The following is a 20,883-nucleotide window of genomic DNA, read 5'->3' as shown; positions in this document are numbered from 1 at the left end:
TAGGAACCGGGCATGCGGAGACGGCGTACGGCGGTGGGACGGCAGGCGGAACTCGACGCCCTCGCCACGGCCGGACGCGACGCCGGGGACGGCGGCCGCTTCGCGCTGGTCCGTGGCGTCGCGGGTAGCGGGCGGACGGCCCTGCTGGACGCCGCCGCCGACGCCTGGCAGTCCACGGGCGTCGCGGTGCTGCGGTTGCCGCCGGCCGGTCCGGCGCGAAGCGGCACGAGTGGCTTCGAAGGGCTGCTCGACGCGGTCCGGGAGCACTACGAGTCGCTGGGCGAGCCGACCCTGGCGGCACCCGTGGCCGCCCTCGGCGCGCTGTGCCCGCCGTCCGCCGACCCGTCGCCGGGCCGCAGCGCCGTGCTGGCCCGGAGGCCGGCGCGCTCTTCGCCCTGATCGGCCGTCGGGGCCCGACCGTCCTGCTGGCCGACGACGCCGGCGACCAGCCGGCCGGGGTCCTCGCGCTCGGCGCGGCCGTCCGCCCGGGAGTCCTGGTCGTCGCCGCCACCGAGCCGGACGCGCCCGCCGCCGGTCGCCTCGACGCGCTGGCCGACGTGGTCGTCGACCTTCCGCCGCTGCCCGCCCCGGCGGTACGCGAGCTGCTCGGTCGCCGCTACCGCACCCCGTCGACGACGCGTTCGCCTCGGCGCTGGGTGACGCGCTCGGCCCGCTGGCCGGGCATCCGGCGACCGTCGTGGCGACCGTCGACGCGTTACGCCGGGACGGCCGGCTCACCGAGGCCGGTGGGCACCTGTGCCTGCGCGACCCGTCCGCGCCGATCCTCCTGCCGTCGGGTCATCCGCTGACCGTGCGGCTGCACGCGTACGGCGTCGACGCCGTACGTCTGGCCACGATGGCGTCGGTGGCCCGGTTCGGCCTCGCCGACCTGCCACTGTTCGCCACGGCCACGCTCGGCGACCCCGACGGTCACGGCGCGATCCTCGACGATCTGGTGGAGGCCGGGGTGCTGGTCGCCGACCGGCTCGGCGGCATCCGCCCGCAGAGCCGCGCGCTGGCCGCCCGTCTCGTCCACGACGCCGGACCGCAGGCGGTGGCCCGACTGCACCGGGCGTGCGCCGCCGCGCTGTTCCGCCGTACGGGCGCGGGTGACCGGGCGGACCGGGCCACGCTCGCCGACCACGTCACCTCGGCCGGCGCCGCGGTGCCACCCGATCGGCGTACCGCCCGTACGCTGCTGTCCACCGCCGCCCGGGCCACCGAACGGGAACCGGACCGCGCCGCGCACTGGCTCAGCGCCGCGCTGCGGCACTGCGACGGCGACGACACGGCCGGCGACATCCAGGCGCGACTGCTGCGGCTCCTGGTGCGGACCGGCCAGTTCACCCGGCTCACCGCCGAGGTCGACCGGATCGCCGCCCGCGGCGTCCCCACCGCGGGCCACGCCGACCTGGCCGCCGCCGCCCTGCTCGCCACCCTGCACACCGGTCGGCCGCTGTCACCGCGCGTACGGGCGGCGCTGGCCGGGCCGGACCCCATGGTGGCGTTCGGCGACGCCTGGCCGGCCGGTACGCCGATCCCGGTCACCGACCCGCCGGTCGCGGACGCGTCGCTGCTGACGGCGCACGAGTTCGCCACGGTCCGGCGGGCGCTCACCGGCGGGGCGGGGGACGACCCGCTGGTACGTGCCGGCAGCCTCGGCGACCTGGCCCTGGTGCTGCGCCTGGTGCTCGGCGACAGCCGGTACGGCGTACCCGTCGACGGTGCGGTCGCCGCCTACCACCGGTTGCACGAGCACCGCGCACGAGGCGACCTCGCCGGCGTGCTCTCCGCCGCCCGGGAGGCGAACCTCACCGACCTGCCGGACCGGCTCGTGCCCCGGCTGGCCCGACTGTGGGCCGCCGAGGCGTTGGCGCTGCGCGGGCAGCGCGAGGCCGCCGCCGAGTGGCTGCGCTCGGTGCCGGCCGATCCGCCGTACGCGGCCCTGCGCTGGTGGGTCTCCAACGGCCCCGGGTGGGAGCCAGGCGACGCGGCGGACGTCCGGGAGCGGCTCGCCGCCGGCTGGCGGGCCTACGAGGCGCACCTGTCGTACGGCAGCGTGCTCGGCGTGGAGCAGTTGCTCGTCCGGCTCGCCGAGCTGGGTGCCCGGTACGCCCCCGGCACGCCAAGCCTCCGGGTGCCGGACGGCACGGGTGGTCCACGGCTCACCACCGAGGCGGAGTCGTTGATCCACGCCCTCGTCGAGCGGGACGCTGCGGCCGCCGAGCGGAGCGTCGAGCAGACCCGCGCGCGTGGTCACCGCCTCGACCTGTGGCACGCCACCCTGGCCCTCGGCCACACCGCCGAGGATGCCGGACCGTGGTTGCGCCAGGCGTACGAGGTGGCCCGGACGCTGGACGCGGCGGCGACCCGGACGGTGGTCGCCACGGCGATGCGCCGCCGGGGCGTACCGCCGCCGCAGACCCGGGGCGCCCGGCCCGCGCTCAGCGCGATCGAGCTGCAGATCATCGAGCTGCTGCGCGGCGGGCGTACGAATCGGCAGATCGCCGCTCGCCTGCGCCTCAGCGAGAAGACCGTCGAGAACCACCTGACCCGACTGTTCGCCCGTACCGGCCTGCGTTCGCGCGTGGAGTTGGCCGCGGCGAGCCTGGACAGGGACGTTCTCGGTGCGGTGTCCTGACCGGTCGACGCGGAGGTACCACCCGGCGTGAGAAGCAAGAGGATCCTCGTCTCCCGGACCGCCCCAGCGGCCAGCCGCAGCATCCGCGAGGCGTTGCAGAAGGCGGAGCCGGGCGCGCTCATCATGGTGGCGCCGGGCCACTACCCGGAGAACCTGCTGCTGGACAAGGTGGTCACGGTGACCGCCGAGGAGGGGCCGGGCACCGTCAAGATCACCGCTGCCAGCGGCCCGGCCGTCGTGCTGACCGCCGAGTCGGCGGCACTCAACGCGCTGACCATCGAGGCGCTCGACGCGGACAGCCCCGCCGTGGCCTTCGAGGCCGGTCAGCTCGGCGTCACCGAGTGCGAGCTGTCCGCCGGCTCCTGGGCGACCGTCTTCGTCCTCGGCCGGGCCTCGCTCACCATGCGCGGCAGCCGCGTCACCAACCAGACCGGCGCGGGGGTGGTGGTCACCGCCGCGACCGGCACCGTCCTCGACGACTGCCGTCTCGTCCAACTGGGCACCTCCGGTGTGGTCGTCGGCGAGAGCGGCGTGCTGCGGATGCGGGCCAGCACCGTGCAGGGCGCGGGCGGCAACGGGGTGTGTCTCAACGGGCGCGCGTCCCTCGACCTGGAGGACTGCGAGATCATCGCCGCCGGTAAACCGGCCCTCGCCGTGGAGCAGCAGGCCGCGGCGGTGATCCGTCGGCTGACCGTCACCGGCGGCGACAGCATCGGCGCGTACCTGGCGACCACCGGCGCGGTGTCCATCGAGGACAGCGTGATCAGCGGCAACGCGCACGACGGCGTGTTCGTCAGCGGCCGGTGTGCGCCACGGATGACGCGGTTGGCGGTGCGTTCCCCCGGTCGGCACGGCCTCCGCTTCGTCGGGCAGGCCGCGGGCGTCGTCGAGCGGTGCGCGGTCGTCGGGGCCGGCGCCACGGCGGTCAGCGTCGACGAACGCTCCACACCCGAGTTCGCCGAACTGGAGGTCGACGGCGGCGGCGACTCGGCGGTACGCATCGACGGCGGCGCCGACCCGTTCTTCCGCCGCCTCCAGGTGTCCGGCTGCCCCGGTACGGCCATCGTGGTCACCGGCGCCGCGCGCGGCACCCTGGAGAACGTCACCGTGGACTCACCGGGCGGCCACGGTCTGGTCGTCGAGGACGGGGCGCGTACCACGGTCAGCGGGCTCAGCCTGCGCGGTGCCACGGCCGTCGGCCTGCGGGTCGCCGGGGCGACACTCACCTGCACCGACGCGGACATCGCCGGGTCCGGCGGCCCCGGCGTGGAGGCCGCCGCCGGGGCCGAGCTGTCCCTGACCCGTTGCCGGGTGCACGACGGCCGGGCCGACGGGTGCGCGGTGGCCGCCGACGCGTCCGGCGTCGTCGCGGAGTCGGAGTTCCACGGCAACGCGGGCAACGGGGTCACCGTCGCCACCGCCGAGCCGGTGCGGCTGACCGGCTGCGCGGCGCACGACAACCGCGGATCCGGGCTGCGCCAGCTGGTGCCGGGTGAACTGACCGTGGACGGGTTCAGCAGCGCCCGCAACGGCGCGCCGGACGCGTACGGCACCACCGCTGCCGCCACCGCCACCGCGTACGCCGCGACGGCCCCGGCGGACCGCGCCGAGATCCGCCGCGCCGGTGACCCGCTGGCCGAACTGCACGACCTGGTCGGCCTGCAGAGCGTCAAGCACGAGGTGTCGTCGCTGGTCAACCTCAACAAGATGTCGCAACGCCGCAAGGAGGCCGGGCTCAGCGCCCCGCCCATGGCCCGGCACCTCGTCTTCGCGGGGCCGCCCGGCACCGGCAAGACGACCGTCGCCCGGCTCTACGGCGCGATCCTCGCCGACCTGCGGGTCCTGCGCTCCGGTCACCTCGTCGAGGTGGCCCGCGCCGACCTGGTCGCCCAGATCATCGGCGGTACCGCGATCAAGACCACCGAGGCGTTCAACCGTGCCCTCGGCGGGGTCCTGTTCATCGACGAGGCGTACACGCTCAGCACCGGCCGGGGCGGCACCGGCCCCGACTTCGGTCGCGAGGCGATCGACACGCTGGTGAAGCTCATGGAGGACCACCGCGAGGACATCGTGGTGATCGCCGCCGGCTACTCCGCCGAGATGCAGCGTTTCCTCGACACCAACCCGGGCCTCGAATCGCGGTTCAGCCGGACCATCGAGTTCCTCAGCTACAGCGCCGCCGAGCTGGTGACAATCGTCGAGGAGCAGTGCCGCCGGCACGACTACCACCTGGACGCCGAGGCGGCCGAGCTGCTCCTGACGCACTTCGAGGCGATCCCCAGGACCGGGACGTTCGGCAACGGCCGCACCGCCCGCAAGGTGTTCGAACGGATGGCCGACCGGCAGGCGTCCCGGCTCGCCACCTCCGACCGGCTCACCGACGCCGACATGCGCCTGCTCACCGCCGCCGACTTCGCCGGTGACGCGTGACGGCCGTGGACCTGCGCGGCGGGCCGGCGCTCACCCTGGTCACCGGGCCGCCCGGCGTCGGCCGTACCCATGCGCTGCGGGCCACCGCCGACGCCGCCGCCCGGGACGGCGCGCGGGTGCTGGCGCTGCGCCTGGCGCCGGAGGACCGCCACGAGCCGTGGTACCTGGCCGGACGCATCCTTGCCGCGCTCAGCCCGGCCCGTGGATCCGGCCGGGTGGCCGAGCCACCGGCGGCCGCCCTCACCGGCACCCTGCGCCGACGACCCGGCCTGCTCCTCGTCCTCGACGACGCCCAGTGGGCCGACCCGGAGTCGGCGGAGGCGATCGGCGACGTGCTGGACGACCCGGCGGGCTCGGCGGTGCGGTGCGTGGCGGCCCTCCGTACCGGCGGTGGGCCGGCCGTCCCGCGCCCCCGGCCCGGCCTGCGCGCCCGCGTCGTGGCGCTGCGCCCACGACGCGCGGCCGAGGCCGAGGCGTTCGCCGCCCGGCTGCTGCGCGCCACCCCGCACGAGGACCTGGCCGCCGCGCTGCGCCGCTACGGCGCCGGCGTGCCCGCCGCGATCGACGCGGTCATCGCCGGCTACCGCGACACCGGGCAACTCGTCGTGGCCGACGGTCGCGCGGGCCTCCGCGATCCCGGCGCGGTCCCGGTCATCCCGACCGGACACCAACTGCTGCGGCCGGTACGTCGGCTCGACCGGTCGGCGCGCGCGGTGGCGCGTGCCCTCGCCGTGCTGCAACCGTTCGGCTCGGCCGCGCCCGCCCTCATCGGACAGGCCCTCGGACTGACCCCGGACGAGGTGGACCGGCAACTCGCCGTCGCGCGTACCGAGGAGTCACCCGGGCCCGGCCGGGCGGTTGGACGGTCACCCCGCCGGCCCTGGCGCTCGCCCTCGCCGCCGACCTCGGTCCCTACGAGCGACACCGCACCGCCCAGGTCGCGGCCGAGGCGCTCGGGGGCGACAGCTTCGCCGTACCCGATCCACACGACCTGCCCGACCGTCTCGTCGAGGCCGGCACGTGGGTCGACCCCGGGCGGCCCGTCGCGGCCCTCGCCCGCGTACGCGCCGGTCATCGGCCCGCCCGGCTCTCGCTGGCCGACCGGTGCCTCCTGGACTTCCGGGCGGGTCGCTGGACCGCCGCCCTCGACGGGGCGCTGCTCGCCGAGGCGGCCGGACAGCCCGGAACGGACGTGCCGGTCGCCCGCGTGGCCGCCGAGGTGCTGCTCGCCCAGGGCCGGCCGGCCCGGGCCCGAGCCCTGCTGGACGCCGCCGCCGACCAGCCGCCGCACCTGCTGGCACCGGTCCGCGCCGACCTGCACCGGGCCCTCGGTGATGCGGCGGCGGCCGCCGGGGTGGTACGGGACGCGCTGGAGCCGTCGACCGGCGGCGAACTGTGGGTGCTCGCCGCCGAACTGGCGACCGAACACGGCGACCCCGCCACCGCCCGGGCGGCGCGAGCGGCGACGCTGCCCGCGTACCCGGCGGCCGTGGTCCGTCTGATCGTCGACGGGGACGCCGGCGCGGCCGCCGAGGCCGTGGAGTGGACGCGACGTCAGGAACGACCGTACGAGGTGGCCCGCACCCTGGAACGCGCGGTGCGCTGGGCGGGCGCGGACCCGGGCCTGCTCGCCGAGGCGTACGACATCCTCGGCGCGCTCGGGGCGCTGCTGCACCGGTCCCGCCTGCGGCAGTTCGCCCGGCACCGGGGCGCCCCGGTCGCCGGCCGCGCCGAGACCGTCGCCGAGGGTGATCTCCTGCTCGCCGTCCTGGTCGCCGAGGGACTGTCCAACCGGGAGCTGGCCGCGGCGACGCAGAGCAGCGAGAAGAGCGTCGAGGGCCGGCTGAGCCGCCTGTTCGCCCGGACGGGCTATCGCTCCCGCGTCGAGCTGGCCACCGCCGTGCTGGCCGGAACGTTTCCGGGGCAGGTCGACATCGTCAGCGCCGTTCCGGGGCGATGAGGCTGGACAGCGGCAGCTCGATGCCCTTGGCCCGGGGCCGCCAGCGGTCGTTCTCCGCGTGCAGCACCTGGTCCACCGTCGTCCGCTCGTAGTACCGGCTGGGCAGCAGCATCGTCACCCCGTCCGCCACCAGCTCCGGCAGCCGGGACCGCACCGAGGTCAGGCCGGCCAACAGGGCGGCGCTGGCCAGTACGTCCACCGCCCGGTTCGGCGCGACCCGCAACCGGACCAGCCGGTGCCCGGCGCGGACTTCGGGACGCCGCGCCAGCAGCACCAGGAGGTCGTCGTCCGTACCCGAGGGGTCCGGTCGGTCCGGCACCACCGCCCACATCCGTCCGCCGCGCGGCGCGAAGACGACCTCGTTGGGCAGGCCGTCCGCGCCGTGCCGGGCACCGGCGCAGCGCAGCGTCAGCGGGTTGGCGGGCAGCTCGACCGGATCGCGCGGCTGCCCGGCCTCGTCCACCCGGTAGCCCTGTTCGAGACGGGCCAGGTCCAACCAGCCCGCCGGCAGCAGGAACGTCCCGTCGGTCGCCTGGTGGCGCAGGTCGGCGGGCAGGTCGACACCGGGCCCGCCCAGGTGCACCGCCCCACCCGCCTCGACCCGGAGCGCCAGCAGATGCTGGTGTGGACCGGACCGGGCCAGCCCGTCGCCGGCAAGGTGACCGACCAGATGGAGGTTCGCCGACGGCACCCCCTCGACCGCGACGCGCTGTGCCGGCCACGGCGACGACAGCCACAGTCGTACCGGCGTCGCGTTGACCTCGGGCCGCTCCGGCAGCCAGCGGACGCCGTGCGGCCGCCGGCCCCGGGCGGACACCGTCAGCGACGGCCGGGGACTCGGCGGCGGCAGCGGACCGGCCGTCGCCGGGGCCGTCGCGGCCGGCGCCACCGTGCCGCCGCCAGCGGGCGCCAGCTCCGGGACCTGCCGCCGCAGGGAGACCAACCAGCCGTCGTCGTTGCGCCACCGGCTGTCGTCCGGGTCCGGGCCGGCGGAGGCCGCGCGCTGCCAGCGCGCGGGAAGCCGCCGCTCGTCGACGGCCCGCGGCAGTCCCTCCTGTACGGACACCACGGCGCCCGGCGCGAGCGACCACACCTCGACGCCCAACTCCTCCTCCAGCACCCGCAGGTGCTCGTGCAGACCGTCCGCCCGCTCCGGCGGCACCGGGGTGAGCACCAGCAGGTCGCCGCCGTCCCAGCCGGCCATCTCCAACAACCGTCGCAACTGGGCGGTGCCGGTGGCCAGGACACCGCCGTCCCCGTGCCGCAGCCCCAGCCGGCCGTCCTCCAGGATCGTCAGGTCGACGAACGTCAGACCCGGCTCGGTGCCCAACCCCCGGTACCGGTCGCGCGTCGCCGCCTCGCGCTGCCGCGACGTGCTCATCAGCGCCACCGCGCCGGCCGAGGCCGTCGTGACGCCGTCCGCCGGGGTGAGCCGCCCGTCCAGGTCGGTGTCGAACACCGGCTCACCCGTGGCGTACGGGGGACGGGCCGCCCGCCACGGCACCGGCTGCCCGGACCGGTCGCGCGCGGCCAGGTCCCGGCAGCCCTTGAGCAGCACCGCCTCCGCGCCCACCGGAGGGGTCCACACCGTCGCGCCGGTCGCCTCGGCCAGCGCGTGCACCTGGGCGTCGAGCAGCCGCTGCTCCGCCTCGTCCACCGGCCAGCGCAGCCACAGCCGCAGGTCACCACCGTGCAGCGGGATCGACGACAGCGCGGCGGCGACCTCGTCGGCACCGTGCACCGCGCTGCGTCCCCGATAGGTGGACAGCACGAACCCGCCGCCCCGGGTGGCGAGGGCCACCGTCGCCAGATCCGGGTGCGCCGCTCCCAGGCGGGCCGCCGCCGCCCGTCGTACGACGTAGCTCTCCCGGTCGGCGAATTCGAGGCCGTTCGGCAGGGGCAGGGTGACGAGCCCGCCACGTTGCAGGACGAGACCGCCCGCCAGGTCGTACCAGCCCGGCAGCGACGTACGCAGCGACGCCGGCTGCACCAGCACCCAGTCGACCACCTCGCCGCTGGCCCGGTTCACCGGTACCGCCTCGGTCCGGCCTCCGGCCGCGGCCACCGGCTGGACCGTCGCCCCGGTCGGGGTCACCAGCACATCACTGCCCAGGGCGTCCGCCAGCCGGGCGAACACCGCCGCCTGCCGCGCGCCGTCGTCCATCAGCACCCGTAGGTCCCGCTCCCCGGCGCCGGCCTCGCGGGCGAGATCGGCCAGGGCGTCGACGGACAGCGCGGTCACCGGATCCTCCGGCGCGGCCAGCCCGCCCTCGTCGCAGCGGACCAGCGCCAGGTCGGCGAGGCCGGGAACGGGCGAGGGGCGATCGTCCGGGCCCCGCGTCACCACGTCGACCACCGGTTCCGCGGCCTGTCGCATCATGTCGTGAGCCCTTCAGCCATCGCGCGCACGGACCATCGGGCCGCCGGGGCCGCACCGATCACCACCGGCACGGTACGGTGCCCGACCGGCGTCAGCGAGCGGCGCTCCCGCCACAGAGTTCCCACGGACGTCGCCGGGCAGAACACCACCCGCAGCGGTGCCGGGTCCAGCCGCGCCAGCTCCGCCAGGGACGCGAGCCGGCGGGTCCGCTCCGGCAGTGGCTCCGCGCCGAGCGCGTCACCGATCACCACGACGTCGACGGCCGGCGCGAGCTGGGTGAGCAGTCGCACGCCCAGCCCCCGGCTCGCGTCCGGGTCGCCGCCGAGGGTGAGGACGTCCGGGGCGGCCGCCAGGTCGACCCAGAGGCGACGTCCGTCGCGCGCGCCGAGCACGACGGGGATGCTCGACGGCGGCGGGCTCCAGCCGTCCTCGAGCCATCCGTAGGCCGAGCCCCAGCGTGCCGGCCGTGCGCCGACCAGCCGGACGGTCGTGGTGGCCGTGCCGGTGGTCAGGTCTGCGACCAGGGGTGGGAACCAGCCGGGCATGGTCGCCGCGAGCGATCCGATGCCCGCCACACGTTGCAGGTCACCGGCCGGCAGCACGATGGCACGGCGCAGTCCGTCGACCACCGGCGCGGGCGTCTGCGTCGCCGGATCCGTGGCCGCCTCGTCGGCGACCGACGGGAGTCCGTCAGGCGTTGTGGACGGCTCGGCCGCAACGAGCGGGGCGTCGTCCGGCGGCTGCCGGGGCCCGGGTACGGGCGTCGGGCGGGCCGCGGCGATCGGGGGCGACACGCGGGTCGGTGGCGTGGCGGGCGTCAGTGGTGTGACCGGCTGCGGCGCGGCGGTCGGGGCCGGGCTGAGCGGTCGCGGCGCGACGACCCGGGTCGCGGCGGCCGGTGACGCCACGGGCTTCGGGCCCGGCGGCACGACCGGCTGCGGCTCGGCCTGCTCCGACTCGGCGGGCAGCGGCGCGGTGGGCATCGGCTCGGCGGGCAGGGGCGCGATGGGCTCCGGCGCGGTGGGCCCCGACTCGGCGGGCGGCGGCGCGGCGGGCTTCGGCGCGGTGGGTGCCGAGTCGGCGGGTGGCGGCGTGGTGGGCGCCGAGTCGGCGGGCGGCGGCGCGCTGGGCTTCGGCTCGGCCTCACCTGATCCGGCGGCCTCCGGTTTTACCGTCGATGGCTCGACGTCGCGTGGACCGGTGGCACGCGGCCCGGTGGTACGCGGCCCGGTCGAGGTCGACTCCGTCGTCGACGGGTCGACGGTTCGCGGCGGGGCGGTCGATGGCCCGGCGGTCGGTGCCGAGGTGCGGGGTGGCAATACCGGCGAAGGCCCGGCCGGATCGGATGCGGGGGAGTGCCGGGCGATGCTCTGTGGAGCCGGAGCCGGAGCCGGAGCTGGAGCTGGGGCCGGGGCCGGGGCCGGGGCAGGAGCTGCCGGTGCCGGTGCCGGTGGTGCGGCGGACAGCGGCGGCCGGTGGGGTTCGGCCGTGGAGGCCGCCGGCGTGGCGGAGGTCGCAATGGTGCCCGAGGGCACGCCAGGGGTCGGGTCGGACAGCCTCGGGACGAGTGGCGCGTCGGGGTTGTCGGCGGGCGCGAGCCGGGTGGCGGCGGGCGCGAGCCGGGTGGCGGCGGGCGGCCGGGCATCCTCGGGCGGCGGCGGTGTGGACGCCACTGGCGCGGCGGAGGGGCGGGTGGTTACCGGCGGCGCGTCCACGATGGAGGGGATGGGCACGGCGACGACGCCGACGGCGGTGGTCGTGTCGGCAGGCGTCCGCGTGGTGCGGTCGCGGCGTCCGCTAATGGCCCGGCGGGACGGGCCGGTCGGCGTCGGGGCACGGCGGGAGCGCAGGACCAGCAGGGGTACGGCCAGCGCGGCCAGGAGTAGAGCGGTCAGGGTGACCAGCAGGGTGGGGGACGTGCCGCCCTCGTCGGTGCGCGGCCCGGCGTCGGCGGATGAGTCCGGGGCCCCGGGCGACGGCGGGGTGGACGCCGGCGCGACGGACGGCAGTGGTCCGGTTCGCACACCGGGGCCGCGCGCGTCGGCCGGCAGCAGCAGGATCCAGCCGGGTTCGAGGACCGTCGGGTCGTCCATGACGCGGCCGTCCGGCTGCGCTCGTCCGCGGTTGAGCTCGAAGATCTCGCGGTAGCGCTTGCCGTCCCCGAGGGTCTGTGCGGCGATCGCGAAGAGGAACTCACGCCGGCCGTCGACCGGATCGCCGACCACATAGAACTTGTCGGCCGTGGCCGTGGCCGAGGGAGCCGGCGCGGCCTGCGCGTCCCGGGTCGGCCCCCACGTCAGGAGCAGCCCGATCACCACGGCGGCCAGGACCGCGGGCACTTTGCCGCGATCCGTGGCGCGGATCGTGAACAGCGGAGCCCCGCCCTTCGTTTCCATGGTGAACTCCTGAGTGTGGAGGCATTATGAGCGGAATTACACCGTATTCGTCCGGCGAGGGCAATGTCGCTGACCGATGCCGTGCCGCCGTCCTGGAAATCGGTGAACAGGTCGATCGGCTGCGTGTCCATCTTGGTCGGCTCGACCCCGAGCGGCTGCGCATGTCCCCCCTACGGTTCCAGGCACTGCTCGTCGGATTCGACATCTACGCTCGGATGCTCGACGACGCGCTGAACGACATCGTCGCCGAGCTGAGGCCGCCCGCCGCGCCCGCGCGTCGCGACCTCGAGATGGTCGCGGGTGAGAACCGATGACCGGCACACCGTACGAGGTCGACCCGGGCTCCGCCATCGGTGAGCTGGCGGCGGATCTCGTCAACCGGTTGGCCCTGCTGCGGCAGCTCGTGGAGCCCGCCACCGCGGCCGCCCCGGTTTCCGGCCTGGTCGCGTTGCCGCCGGCGCACGAGTGCGCGATAGCCGTGGACGGGCTGCTGGGGCGTACCGGCATTCTCAGCCTCATCGGCGGCGCGCTGGACGCGGGCTGGTCGGTCGGCGGCGACGCCGGCTGGGACACCGGCCACGTGGCGGGACGGGGTGAGTGAGATGTACTGCGAGGACGCCATCATGCGCGCGCAGGTCGGTCTTCTCACCATCGGTCGGGTCGACGACGCGGAACGCTCGGAGGTGGCGCGCCACCTGACCGAATGTTCGTCGTGCCGGTCCGAGCGCGACGACATCGCCCGGGTCGTCGGGCTGCTCGAGGTGCTGCGTTCCGCTCCCGGTGTCTCTTCGTACGACTCGTTCGCGTCCCCCGCCGTGGCGCGACCCCGCCCTCCGGCCCAACTCTTCGGCGCCCCCGGCACACCGCCCCCCAGCGCCCCGGAGCGGACGGCGCTCCCGCCCGGCGGTCCGTCGAGGCCGGCTCTCGAACCGGCCGGCCGTCCCGCGCCCGTGGTGGCGACGCCACCGTGGTTCGAGCCACAGCGGCGTCCGGTGTCCCCGCCGGGGGCCTCCGAGCGCCTGGTGCCGCGACCCGTCGAGGCCGCCAGCCCGGTGTCCCGCGTTCCCGCGCCGCCGTACCGCGCGGCCGTGCCGTACCGACCGGCCCTGTCGTACCGACCGGCCCTGCCGTACGCGCCCGTCGCCGCCCTCGCGTCCCGTCCCGACGGTTACCTGCCACCTCGCCCCGCCACCGGCCCCCTCTCCCGGGGCCCGCACTCGCACCGGCGGCCGCGCCGCAGGTCGGTCCGTTTCCCCGTCTCGTTGGTCCTGCTCACCGTGACCCTCACCGCCGGCGCGGTCCTCGCCCCTGGCCGTCGGCCGACGGGCGGGCCCCGGTCGTGGTGACCGCCGCCTCCGGCGACGCGGCGCAGGTCGACCTACGTGCCGTGCTGCGCGGCGGTGGTGACAGCGTGCGCGTGGAGCTGACCGTCGTCGGGCTCGCCCCGGGCACCACCTACCAGGTGTACGTCGGCACGGTGCACGGTGACCTGGAGCTGCTCGGCGAGCTGCCCGGGGACGGCGGGTCCACCGACTGGTCGGGCGCGGCGACGGTGCCGGTCGACGACCTCGCGTACCTCAGCGTGTGGGAGGTGGGGGGTTCGGTCGTCGCGGCGGCGAACGTCGTGGAGGACCCGGAGAAGGCGGTGTGACGTACGACACAACGCGGGTTTGAACGCTGTTTGCACAGGTCCCGATCCCCAATGGACACCACAGGTGTCGGTAGGGTCCCCTCGTCCGTGAACCCGGCATTCGGTGGCATCGTTATGGTTTCCGTGGATCAGGCCACCGCGCAGGCGGCGTCCGGTGAGTTGTCACAGCCTCCGGCGGATGACGAGGCGTTACGGGTTGCGTATCGGACCCATGGTCCGATCCTGCTCAACTACCTGTCGCGCATGACCATGGGCAACCGTGCCCTGGCCGAGGACATCCTCCAGGAGACACTGGTCCGCGCCTGGAACCATCCGCAGGCGCGTACGGCCGACGGGCAGTGGAGCCGAGGCTGGCTGCTGACCGTCGCCCGGCGCATCGCCATCGACCACATGCGGTCGGTGCAGGGCCGGTCGACCGAGGTCCTCGACGAGCGCGTGGCGGAACGTCAGGTGGCCGACGACGACTTCGATCGGCTGTTGAACGCGCGGACCGTGCGGGAGGCGGTGGCGTCGCTGCCGGAGCGGCTGCGCGGAACGCTCGTCGAGATCTACTTCCGGGAGAGTTCGGTCGCCGAGGCGGCCCGTAACCTGTCCGTTCCCGAGGGAACGGTCAAGTCCCGGACCTTCTACGCGCTGCGGGCGCTGCACGAGGAACTGGTGAAACGTGACTTCACGCTTTAGGGCCTGTTCGGCCGCCCTTGTGGAACGACCTCCGGGGCGTGTTCCGGTGACGGTCCGATCGATCCGGCGCTGGGCGGCGGCCGGACTGGTGGCCGCGCTGCTCGTCGTGCTGACGCCGGGCTCGGCGGCGGCGGCCGACGAGTACGTCCTCTACGCCACGGTCACGGCGGGCGGCGCGACCAAGGCGCCCACCCTGACCGACATCGCCGAGCGTTACCTGGGCGACGGCGGGCGGGCGCAGGAGTTGTTCAACATCAACAGTGGCCGCCAGCAGCCGGACGGCGCCGCGCTGACCGACCCGGACCGGCTCACCGCCGGGTGGTACATCGTGCTGCCCTGGGACGCCGTCGGGCCCGGTGTCCAGTACGGCGTCCTGCCGACCCGGCCGCCGGCCGCGTCTCCCGCTCCCACGTCGTCGTCCGTCCCCGGCGGTCCGGAGAGCCCACCGGTGGGTCCCGGCGCGGCCGGGCCGGCGCCGACGTCGCGTCCGGGCGGCAAGTGCGTGGCCGCGGCTGTCGCCAGCGACCCGTCCAACTGGGCCCTGACCCGGTTGGCGGCGAGCCGGGTCTGGCCCCGCACGAGGGGTGCCGGACAGCTGGTCGCGGTCGTGGACTCCGGAGTGGACGGCCGCCTGCCGCAGTTGGCCGGTCGGGTCGCGCAGGGAGCCGACCTGGTCACCGGTCGCGGGCGCGGTGATGCCGACTGCCTGGGCACCGGCACCGCGATGGCGGGTCTGATCGCCGCGGCCGCGCCGGCCGGTGGCGGTTTCGCCGGCGTCGCGCCGGAGGCGGTCGTGCTGCCGGTCCGGATCGCCACCGACGGCAGACCGGTGGGACCGGCCGACCAGGCCGCGGCGATCGAGGTCGCCGCCTCCGCCGGTGCCACCGTGATCGCCCTCGGCGACCACGTCACGGTCACCGACGAGAAGGTACGACAGGCGATCGACCAGGCGCTCTCACGTGACATCGTGGTCGTCGCGGGCGCTCCGGCCGGCGCCGAGAACGCCGGCGCGGCGGCGCTGCTGCCGGAGTACCTGCTCTCGGTCGGTGGGGTCAGCGCCGACGGCAAGGCGGCCGAGGAGTACGCGACCGACACCGTCGACGTCGTGGCCCCGGGCGTCAACATCTCCAGCCTCGGCATCACCGGCACCAAGGGGTTCGTCGGTAGCGGTACGCGGTACGCCGTGGCACTGGTCGCCGGCGAGGCGGCGCTGGTCCGGGCCGCCCACCCGCGCCTGTCGGCCGTCCAGGTCGCCCGCCGGATCGTGGTGACCGCGGACGAGATGGGCGGATCCCCGGCCGGGAGTCCGTACGGCCACGGCATGATCGACCCCGAGGCCGCGGTCGTCGAGGACCTGCCGGACGAGACCGAGTCGTTGCCACCGGAGTCGACCGGCACGGCCGGCGGGGTCGGAGGCGCCAGCACGATCACGCAGGTCGCCATCCTGCTGGTCCTGCTGGCCGCGCTGGTGGCCGGCGCCCTGCTGGTCGTCCGACTGCGCCGCTCGACACGTCGTACCGCCGGCGGCGAGCGCGACGATCCGCCGGCCGGCGACGAACCGGTACGGAACGCGGACGCGGAGCCGTCGACGTCGGGCGGCGGACGATGAGTCGCCCCACGACTGAACCTCCACCTGGCGACATTCGTTCTCCAGGTGGTGCAGCGGAACGTGCGGAGCGGGCGACCAGGATCATGAGGACTTGATGCCCAGTGGGCGACAACGGATGTGACGAACCGGAGGTGCGCGGCAAGGTCGCGCTCTACGTCGTCGGCCAGATTTCGGGCAGCGAGCGGTGGACGGTCGAGGAGCACCTTGCCCGCTGTCCCGAGTGCCTGGACGAGAGCCGGATCCTCGGCGACGCCGTGCTGGCCCTGACGCTCCTCGGCGACGCGGATCGGCAGGAGCTGATCGCCGAGTTCGGCGTACCGGCCGGTGTGGCGACCGCCCCCGTGGCGGCGCGCACGGCCACGACGTCCGGGCCGCCGGCGCGGGTCGACGCGGACCGGCGGCCCGCCCCCGGGCGCCCGGGACGACCCGGCCGGGTTCGCGCCCGCGTCGCCCGCTGCGTCGCGGGCCCGTCATGGTCGCGGGTGGGCTGGTCCTGGTGGTCCTCCTCGCGGTCGGCGGGGTGCTCGGTCAGGCCGCGCTGTTCGGGCCGCCGTCGCCCGCGCCGACGGCGCTGGTGGCCGACTCGGGAGGCAGTGCCAGCGGCGCCGTCCTGTCGGTGACGGTGTCGGCGGGCGGCGGCGACAGCGCCGTACGGGCCACCGTGTCCGGTCTGGAGCCGAACCGCAGCTACCGCTTCTACGTCACGGACGTGGACGGCAACAGCTACGACATGGCCGGGGTGACCGGTACGGAACAGGCCCAGGACCTCACCACGGCGTGCCCGGTCCCGATGGACCGGGTGGACCGGTTCAGCGTGACGGCCCCCGACGGAGCGCTGGTCGTGGCGGCCGTGGTACGTCGGGACACCGACGCGCCGTCCCCGCCCGGATAGCGGTTCAACAAACTCTCAGTTGATAGTTGCCCACCGGAAACAACCAGCGCCTACCATCGCCTAATGCCCACCCCCGGCGGCGCGCGCCACGCCCGTCCACCGTCGCCGCCGGCATGATGCCCGACCAGCCCCGATGGCCGAGCCGGTCGGCGGCCCGCCCCTGATGCCACCGTCCGCAGCCTCCTCCACCGGCCCGCGTCGACGTCTCTCCGGCTCCCTACGCTGGCTGGCCGACGGCCTCGCCGTCGTCGGACCGGATCCGGATGGCGTCATCGCCGTGGCCGCCGCCCAGCTTCCGGCGGAGCCCGGTGTGGTGACCGTCGTGGGCGAGGTGGCCGGGCACCAGGATTGGCAGGCCGTCACGGAGGCGCTCCCGGCGCTGGTCCGGCCGGGCATGGCCGTGCGGCTGGGTCTCTCCGGCGCCGGCACCGCCCTCGGGCCGGGCGCCACGCCGGAGTCCGACGTCTCGCCCGCCGCCGCCCTCTCCCGGCTGTTACCGACCGATGTGTACGCCCCGGACGGCCCGGTCCTGCTGGTGCCCGGCGGGACGCTGTACGCGCCGGATGGCTGGCGGCGGTTCGGTGAGCCCGGGCCACCGGATCCCACCGTCCTGCGCCATCCGCGCCCGGACTGGGAACGCGAGGTCGACACGGTCGCCCGGCACACCTCGGGTCCACTGCGCGCACGTTCCATTCCGGCCGGTCTCTGGCTGCACCGGCAGACCACCCGGTCGGCGTCGGCCTCGTACGACGACCCGGTGTACGCGATCCCGGTGGACGACGGCCGCCCCGTCGTGGTGGTCGGCCGGCCCGGGCTCGCGCCGCCGGATCCGCGCGCGGTCCGCACCGTCCTCGACGCGCTCGATCCCTCGCTGCTGTTGACGCCGTACGGCGTACCGCTGTCGCTGGTCGTGGATCTCGCGAGCGAGCTCGCCGGGCGGTGGGGCCGCCCGGTGGAGGTCGCGACCGGCCTGCCCAGCGTGGACGACCGGGCCCTGGTGTCGGCGGCGGTGGACCCCGACGGCCAGGGTTGGTGGATTCCGCCGACGTCGCGGCTGCGGTGTGCGCCCGGCCAGCCGCCGGTGCCGATCGACCCGGGACCGGTGGTCGCCGGGCTGGTCCCCGACGGCGACGCCTTCCGGCTCGGCGACGGGTGGGTCGTGGAGCCGACGGCGTGGGGCCTGTGGGTGCGCCCGCCGTCCGTCGGGAAGGACCACGACGACGTGCGCCAGCGTCCGACCGACGGCACGCGGCTCACCATCCTGGTCGGTCTTCCGGGTCAACCGCCGCCGCCCGGCGTCCGGACGCTGCTGTCGGGTCTCGTCGCCCGGCTCACCCCGCAGCAGTGGGCGCGGACGACGTTCGCGCCGGTCGAGGTCGACGAGTTGCTCGGGGGCGGCGGTGTGCCCGAGCGCGCTCACCGACCCCAGGTGCGGCCGACGAGCGCGGCGTCGCGGCCGAGCACCGGCCCGGTCGGCAGCAGCGCGAGGAACTCACGTGGCACGTCCACGGGGGACACGCCGGAGTAGCCGAGCGACGCCACGGCCTGGTCGTCGGGCAGCGGGAACTTCACCCCGAACTCCGACACCAGGTAGACGCCCGTGGGCACCGCCGCGGGGGCCGGTCGATCGCGCAGCAGCATCCCGCTGCCGGTCCGCATCACCACCTCGTCGGCCAGCCCGGCCGCGTCCGCCTCGGTGGACGCGCTGACGGCCCGCTCCAGTGCCGCGTCGGGGACGGCGAGCGCCTCGGACCGTACGCTGCCGCTGGTGATCGTGTGCCGTACGCACGCGACCGCCCCTCGCAGGTCGTTGACCGTGGACGGCGGTTCGGCGGGGAACCCGGTGAGGTACTCACCGCCGTCGAGCACGGGCGTCCCGTGCAGCGCGTCCGCGTCGATCGCGATCGGTCGTGGTGTCGAGCCGGGGTACGAGCGGCGGGTGGCGGGGTCGCCCAGCAGCAACGCGCCGACCGTACGGCTGATCGGCGCGAGCCCGTCCGCGCGTGCGATATAGAGCTCACGGGTGGCGAGCGCCGGATTCGCCACCTCGAAGATCTGCCCGACCACCGAGGGTCCGCCGGCGACGGACGGCCCCGGCCGGCCCCGCCCGGCGATCGCCGGCACGACCAGGTCCCGCCCGGAGTCGAGTGGGTTGAGCCAGGCGGCGGTCACCCGGACCGGAGGGACGCCGCCGTACCCCAGCGCGAACCGCGCCTGGTCGCCGGCGAGGCGGTAGCGGCGACCCTGCCACACCAGGTGCAGCGCGTTGTCCGGCGTGGACACCAGCAGCGCGCCCGGATCGCGGCCCTCGACGTCGTCGAGCACCAGGGTGGTGCGTTCGGTCCTGGTGCGGTCCAGCGGGCGTCGGGCGCAGACGGTCCACGCGCCCCGGTAGAGCTGCTTGCCGGTCGGTACGGCGTCCGGCGCGTCCGGGATCCCCACCGGCGCGCCGACGGGCACCCCGGTCAGCGAGTTGCGGGAGACCGATCGCACCGGGGCGGTGCTCTGCATGATCAGCGCCGCGGACGTGTAGTTGAGCACCGGCCGGAGCTCACCGCCGAGCAGCAGGTACCGCGCTCCGGTCTCCTTGACCAGGATGATCGAACCGGGCTGTCGCCACCTGTCGCTGCCGCCGGGGCGCAGCAGTCCGTAGATGCCGAAGCCAGCGGCGATGAGGACGCTGAGCAGCAGCCCCACGGCCACTCCGATGGTGAACCGTCGGTGTGGTGGGTCGTCGCCCTCCGGGCGGCCCTTCATGAGCGCGCCGATCAACCGGCCGGCCTCGAAGAGGTAGGCCTGGACCTGGTCCCTGCGCGAGCGCACGTCAGCCCGCCCAGGCTCGGATGGCGGCGTACACGCCGAGCACGGCGCCGAGCACCGGCAGGACGGCGAGAGCGACGACCAGCTCCAGGATGTCGGCGGCCCGCGCCCAGTACGGCCGCAGCCGCCGCCCCGGCAGGGCGGTGCTCGCGGCGAGGAAGGCCAGTCCGGCCGCGGCGAGCACCGGCAGCGCCGCGACGCGCAGATAGAACGGCTGCTCGCCACCGAAGCCGAGCAGCACCAGGACGATGAGGACCGTCGCCGGGACCACCACCGTCCACCGCTGGACGGTGGTGCTCAGGTGTCGGGCACGCAGCAGGAGCAGGGCCGCCGTGATCAGGGCCAGCGTGCGGGGCCACGGGCCGCCGGGCAGCGCGAGGAACACGGCCAGCGCGAGCTGCGCGGCGCCGACACCGATCAGCAGCGCGGACTGGTGGCCGACCACCGCGTTGCCGCGCTCCACCACCAGCCGGTACGGAACGGGGTCGATGTCGTCGGAGAGCTGCTCCGGCCGGCGCGGCATCATCGGCAGCGTCAACCCGCCGAGGCGGAACGCCAGCAGCGGCAGCACCATCATCACCGCCAGCGTGGTGACCAGGGCGGTACCGGCGGTCCGTTGGGTGTCGAACCCACCGGCGGCGGCGACCACCGCCGGCACGCCGGTCAGCAGCAGGGCGGTGATCGCGCCGGTGAACAGCACCGCGCCGTCCGCGACGGCGGCGAAGCCGGCACAGACCGCCGCCAGCGCGCAGAGGCACACGGCGGCGACGGTGACCGTCCACGCGGCGTCCGGCGCGGCCCACCGGGCCACCGCCCAGCCGGCCTCGGCGGCGTACGCGGCGGCGCAGCCGGCCAGGAGTGTGCCGGCCACCGGATCGGCGGCGGCCCGGCTCACCAGGCCCGCCGCGCCGACCAGCACGATCGCCGCCACCGCCGCGATGATTCCCTGGTACGCCGACGGCCCGCCGAGCGCCAGCACCGGTAGCCCGGTCAGGACGGCGAGACCGCCGTACGACAGCAGCAGTGCCCGCAGCCGGGCCGGCGTCCACGTGCCACGGTGCCGCCCGACCTGCTCGGCGAGCCCGTCGACGAGGTCGTCGTAGCCGATCGGGGGTAGTGCGGCGGCACGGGGCAGCAGGTGGACCGTGTCGCCGTCGAGCAGGTCGAGGGCGGCCGGGGTGCGCTCCTCGTCCAGCGGCGGACCGCCGATCCGTTGCAGGACCCAGCCGTCGTGGCTGGCGCCGTGGTCGCCGGCCTGCGGATCGAGTTCGGCAAGGACGACGGGCAGCACGTCGACCAGCGGCGTATCGACCGGCATCGCCAGATCCACGACATGTTCTTTCAGGACAAAACGTAGCCTTACCGGCGCTACCGTGCGATGCTGAATCAGCTCATCCATCGTTCGGACCCGGTTCCCTCCTGC

General features: G+C 75.7%; 18 protein-coding genes and 1 pseudogene. 15 read left to right on the top strand and 4 right to left on the bottom strand.

Annotated elements, in window-relative coordinates; genetic code table 11:
• The first annotated feature begins 12 nt into the window (after positions 1–12).
• Genes ACQP0N_RS20370 through ACQP0N_RS20345 form a run of 6 tightly spaced genes read left to right on the top strand, consistent with a single transcriptional unit; the run spans position 13 to position 7,031 of the window.
• Positions 13–399, top strand: coding sequence for a hypothetical protein (locus ACQP0N_RS20370; protein WP_433113054.1), 387 nt, complete (start codon positions 13–15; stop codon positions 397–399).
• On the top strand, positions 324–809 hold the full coding sequence (locus tag ACQP0N_RS20365; protein ID WP_433113051.1) for a hypothetical protein: 486 nt from the start codon (positions 324–326) through the stop codon (positions 807–809). The genes ACQP0N_RS20370 and ACQP0N_RS20365 overlap by 76 nt, the downstream gene beginning before the upstream one ends.
• The gene (locus ACQP0N_RS20360; protein ID WP_433113048.1) at positions 698–2,641 is read left to right on the top strand and encodes a helix-turn-helix transcriptional regulator; all 1,944 of its coding nucleotides are present in this window, start codon (positions 698–700) and stop codon (positions 2,639–2,641) included. The genes ACQP0N_RS20365 and ACQP0N_RS20360 overlap by 112 nt, the downstream gene beginning before the upstream one ends.
• Before the next feature lie 27 nt (positions 2,642–2,668).
• Positions 2,669–5,071 carry a right-handed parallel beta-helix repeat-containing protein gene (locus tag ACQP0N_RS20355; protein ID WP_433113045.1) on the top strand — a complete coding sequence of 801 codons (2,403 nt, stop codon included), beginning with the start codon at positions 2,669–2,671 and terminating at the stop codon, positions 5,069–5,071.
• Entirely contained in the window at positions 5,068–6,573 is a 1,506-nt protein-coding gene (locus ACQP0N_RS20350) for an AAA family ATPase (RefSeq protein WP_433113042.1), read from the top strand. Before ACQP0N_RS20355 ends, ACQP0N_RS20350 begins: the two co-directional genes overlap by 4 nt.
• The gene (locus ACQP0N_RS20345; RefSeq protein ID WP_433113039.1) at positions 6,561–7,031 is read left to right on the top strand and encodes a hypothetical protein; all 471 of its coding nucleotides are present in this window, start codon (positions 6,561–6,563) and stop codon (positions 7,029–7,031) included. The genes ACQP0N_RS20350 and ACQP0N_RS20345 overlap by 13 nt, the downstream gene beginning before the upstream one ends.
• Here the strand turns inward: ACQP0N_RS20345 and ACQP0N_RS20340 are convergent.
• Both ACQP0N_RS20340 and ACQP0N_RS20335 read right to left on the bottom strand, forming a co-directional pair.
• Positions 7,009–9,411, bottom strand: a complete 2,403-nt coding sequence (locus ACQP0N_RS20340; RefSeq protein ID WP_433113037.1) for a hypothetical protein — start codon at positions 9,409–9,411, stop codon at positions 7,009–7,011. The two genes, ACQP0N_RS20345 and ACQP0N_RS20340, sit on opposite strands and share 23 nt — an antisense overlap.
• Positions 9,408–11,807, bottom strand: coding sequence for a hypothetical protein (locus tag ACQP0N_RS20335; protein WP_433113034.1), 2,400 nt, complete (start codon positions 11,805–11,807; stop codon positions 9,408–9,410). Before ACQP0N_RS20335 ends, ACQP0N_RS20340 begins: the two co-directional genes overlap by 4 nt.
• Positions 11,808–11,833: 26 nt before the next feature.
• On the opposite strand from ACQP0N_RS20335, the gene ACQP0N_RS20330 reads away from it, so the two are divergent.
• The 9 genes and pseudogenes from ACQP0N_RS20330 (at position 11,834) to ACQP0N_RS20290 (ending at position 18,168) form a co-directional block, all read left to right on the top strand.
• Positions 11,834–12,121 carry a hypothetical protein gene (locus ACQP0N_RS20330; protein ID WP_433113031.1) on the top strand — a complete coding sequence of 96 codons (288 nt, stop codon included), beginning with the start codon at positions 11,834–11,836 and terminating at the stop codon, positions 12,119–12,121.
• Entirely contained in the window at positions 12,118–12,408 is a 291-nt protein-coding gene (locus ACQP0N_RS20325; protein ID WP_355047989.1) for a hypothetical protein, read from the top strand. Before ACQP0N_RS20330 ends, ACQP0N_RS20325 begins: the two co-directional genes overlap by 4 nt.
• On the top strand, positions 12,401–13,153 hold the full coding sequence (locus ACQP0N_RS20320) for a hypothetical protein (protein ID WP_433113028.1): 753 nt from the start codon (positions 12,401–12,403) through the stop codon (positions 13,151–13,153). Before ACQP0N_RS20325 ends, ACQP0N_RS20320 begins: the two co-directional genes overlap by 8 nt.
• Positions 13,150–13,458, top strand: coding sequence for a hypothetical protein (locus ACQP0N_RS20315; RefSeq protein WP_433113025.1), 309 nt, complete (start codon positions 13,150–13,152; stop codon positions 13,456–13,458). Before ACQP0N_RS20320 ends, ACQP0N_RS20315 begins: the two co-directional genes overlap by 4 nt.
• Positions 13,459–13,581: 123 nt before the next feature.
• The gene (locus tag ACQP0N_RS20310) at positions 13,582–14,139 is read left to right on the top strand and encodes a sigma-70 family RNA polymerase sigma factor (protein ID WP_433113022.1); all 558 of its coding nucleotides are present in this window, start codon (positions 13,582–13,584) and stop codon (positions 14,137–14,139) included.
• A 46-nt stretch (positions 14,140–14,185) separates the two neighbouring features.
• Positions 14,186–15,748 (top strand): S8 family serine peptidase, encoded by a 1,563-nt coding sequence (locus ACQP0N_RS20305; protein WP_433113019.1) that lies wholly within the window; start codon positions 14,186–14,188, stop codon positions 15,746–15,748.
• Positions 15,749–15,849: 101 nt separating this feature from the next.
• Positions 15,850–15,927 (top strand): annotated as a pseudogene (locus ACQP0N_RS20300) (hypothetical protein); the annotation flags it as partial.
• Positions 15,928–16,220: 293 nt separating this feature from the next.
• Positions 16,221–16,640 (top strand): hypothetical protein, encoded by a 420-nt coding sequence (locus ACQP0N_RS20295; protein ID WP_433121909.1) that lies wholly within the window; start codon positions 16,221–16,223, stop codon positions 16,638–16,640.
• Between the two features lie 133 nt (positions 16,641–16,773).
• On the top strand, positions 16,774–18,168 hold the full coding sequence (locus ACQP0N_RS20290; RefSeq protein ID WP_433113016.1) for a hypothetical protein: 1,395 nt from the start codon (positions 16,774–16,776) through the stop codon (positions 18,166–18,168).
• Here the strand turns inward: ACQP0N_RS20290 and eccB are convergent.
• Positions 18,057–19,463: a type VII secretion protein EccB gene (eccB, locus tag ACQP0N_RS20285; RefSeq protein WP_433113013.1), complete on the bottom strand. Its 1,407-nt coding sequence runs from the start codon at positions 19,461–19,463 to the stop codon at positions 18,057–18,059. The genes ACQP0N_RS20290 and eccB overlap by 112 nt on opposite strands.
• A 1-nt stretch (position 19,464) precedes the next feature.
• Positions 19,465–20,778, bottom strand: coding sequence for a type VII secretion integral membrane protein EccD (gene eccD / locus ACQP0N_RS20280; RefSeq protein ID WP_433113010.1), 1,314 nt, complete (start codon positions 20,776–20,778; stop codon positions 19,465–19,467).
• Positions 20,779–20,883 lie beyond the last annotated feature (105 nt).

Origin of the sequence: Micromonospora sp. CA-246542, from assembly GCF_050942905.1 — a bacterium.
Lineage (GTDB): Bacteria > Actinomycetota > Actinomycetes > Mycobacteriales > Micromonosporaceae > Micromonospora.
This window is presented reverse-complemented; position numbering and strand designations above follow the sequence as displayed.